This is a genomic window from Pseudaestuariivita rosea, from assembly GCF_017592335.1.
Taxonomy (GTDB): domain Bacteria; phylum Pseudomonadota; class Alphaproteobacteria; order Rhodobacterales; family Rhodobacteraceae; genus Parasulfitobacter; species Parasulfitobacter rosea.
Genome location: NZ_JACNMP010000073.1, coordinates 1 through 1,892, shown reverse-complemented (window position 1 = coordinate 1,892; position 1,892 = coordinate 1). Strand labels below are relative to the sequence as shown.

Here is a 1,892-nt window from a genome sequence, read left to right as displayed (position 1 = left end):
TGCTTGGCCAATTCCAGCAGCCCGAGCTTCGGTTTGATGATCTTCTCTTGAATGCTTGTCATTGATCGACACTCCTTCTTGCGCTCCATAAGAGCAGAAATGTCAGATCAAATCGTGTGCTTTACACCTAACGGAATGCCGGGCTATCGCTTCCCTCATCGTTTCTTATGCCGATGGGGTAACTGCAAGCCTTCTTCACCCCACAAACGCTCAATCTTCTTGTGGTTAACCAGCCAGCCTTCCATGCGCAAAAGCGCTGTCACTTTCCGGTAGCCATATCGCCCATACTGCTTGGCCAACCGGATCATCGCCAGGCGCAGGGCATCGTCATTCGCTGGCTTAGGCTGATATCTTAGACTGGATCGCGCCATGCCAAGCACCCCACAAGTCCGGCGCTCTGATGTGTTCAGCTTCTGACGGGTGTGGATTACGGCCTGACGCAACCCATCCACCGTCAGGCCTTGGGCTTTAAATGATCCAGGCTCTCCTTCAGGATCAGCTTATCAAGTTGAAGATCAGCCACGATCTTCTTGAGCCGTTCATTGTTACGCCTCACAAACGATCCCCCGGATCGTTTGCTTAACCGGCTTCACTCTGCAGCGCCCGCATCTCAGACAACTGTGGCCGACCCATGCCGCCAAACTTCTTGCGCCAATAGTAATACGTCTTGTCCGAAATCCCCGCCTTGCGGCATGCGCTCACAACATCCAACCCATCATGCAAATGCACGTCAATCTCGCGCAACAGCTTCAACGCATCTTCATCCGAATACCGCTTCCGAGCCATCCAGCATACCTCCTGTGACAACAAAATAGTGGCACAGTTTTAGGGGGCTAAGACATATCAAGTTCATGAATACGGACAGCTAGGTTATGATGCAATCAAACAAATCGATAGTCTGTTTTAGGATGATAAAATGATATCTGAAGAAAAAATACTAAAAATGGCTGAACTGATCAAACACATTGAAGTTGGATCAGGATATCATGTTCAGGACCATCCAATTCATGGCAAGTTCGTCAGACGAAAGTATCAAGATATATTTGGCGATGTAGAAGCGATACGCTTTAGCGTATGGCCTAATGAAGAAACTGATCTTGGAATGGATATATTCCCAACAAATAGAGATTTTGCCATGATAGAGAATGGGAAATACATAGAACTTCAGCCTATGAGTGGAGGATGTCCAGCAGAAAATAGTGTTATGAAGCAGTTGGACATGACTAAACTAGTTTAGCTGATCTCGATAAAAACCGGCATGGCCGAGTTATGTCTAATTGGATTAATATGAAAACAATTGTCGTTCCCGTCGATCAAAATGCAATGCAGAGGCTGGACATTGATCAGTCCCGGGCCGGAGATTTGATTGAATTCTTGTTTGAGAAAGAAGCTTTTGATGAAGCTTTCAGAAATGGCTACTTCACAACTATCAATAAAGCGGCTGATATTATTATCGACGACTATGAAGATGAGCAGATTTTAAATGCTCAAGCTTTGGAGAAAGTAATTGAAATATCACAACAATATCATCAGCAAACAGGCCAATCTGAGTATCAAAAAGTTTCTAGCTTAGCTCGCGAAGCGATAGAACGTCGTACAGGACTGTTCTTTTTCTTTTGAGATTTGCATGTCCGTCTTCAGAGTTTTTCGGAGAACTGAGGCTGTTTGGTAGTGGAGGCTCTGGTTCAGTTTCAGTTTCAGTTTCAGTTTCTGGTTCAGTTTCAGTTTCAGTTTGAGTTTCAGTTTGAGTTTGAGTTTGAGTTTGAGTTTGAGTTTGAGTTTGAGTTTGAGTTTGAGTTTGAGTTTATGCGGCAGCTGATTGGTGCTGCAAGCGACGTGTTTGGATTGTCTTCTTTTTGATCTCCTCTCTCATTTTCAGGATCTTTGCGTCG

General features: G+C 45.0%; 5 protein-coding genes. 3 read left to right on the top strand and 2 right to left on the bottom strand.

What is annotated here, in order from left to right:
- Positions 1 to 155: 155 nt before the first annotated feature.
- On the bottom strand, positions 156 to 443 hold the full coding sequence (locus tag H7848_RS19590; RefSeq protein ID WP_208354653.1) for an IS3 family transposase: 288 nt from the start codon (positions 441 to 443) through the stop codon (positions 156 to 158).
- A gap of 136 nt (positions 444 to 579) precedes the next feature.
- On the bottom strand, positions 580 to 786 hold the full coding sequence (locus H7848_RS19585) for a transposase (RefSeq protein ID WP_208354651.1): 207 nt from the start codon (positions 784 to 786) through the stop codon (positions 580 to 582).
- A 130-nt stretch (positions 787 to 916) separates the two neighbouring features.
- Between H7848_RS19585 and H7848_RS19580 the strand changes: the two genes are divergently transcribed.
- From H7848_RS19580 to H7848_RS19570, 3 genes are read left to right on the top strand one after another with little or no spacing between them, the layout of a single operon-like run.
- Entirely contained in the window at positions 917 to 1,237 is a 321-nt protein-coding gene (locus H7848_RS19580; RefSeq protein ID WP_208354649.1) for a hypothetical protein, read from the top strand.
- Between the two features lie 32 nt (positions 1,238 to 1,269).
- Complete coding sequence (locus H7848_RS19575; protein ID WP_208354647.1) at positions 1,270 to 1,620, top strand: hypothetical protein; 351 nt, start codon at positions 1,270 to 1,272, stop codon at positions 1,618 to 1,620.
- Between the two features lie 51 nt (positions 1,621 to 1,671).
- Entirely contained in the window at positions 1,672 to 1,860 is a 189-nt protein-coding gene (locus tag H7848_RS19570; RefSeq protein ID WP_208354645.1) for a hypothetical protein, read from the top strand.
- Positions 1,861 to 1,892 lie beyond the last annotated feature (32 nt).

What these genes read in the sequence shown, in the direction of transcription:
- H7848_RS19585 (WP_208354651.1), bottom strand. Translation starts at nt 786, where the DNA reads ATGGCTCGGAAGCGGTATTCGGATGAAGATGCGTTGAAGCTGTTGCGC.
- H7848_RS19580 (WP_208354649.1), top strand. Translation starts at nt 917, where the DNA reads ATGATATCTGAAGAAAAAATACTAAAAATGGCTGAACTGATCAAACAC.
- H7848_RS19575 (WP_208354647.1), top strand. Translation starts at nt 1,270, where the DNA reads ATGTCTAATTGGATTAATATGAAAACAATTGTCGTTCCCGTCGATCAA.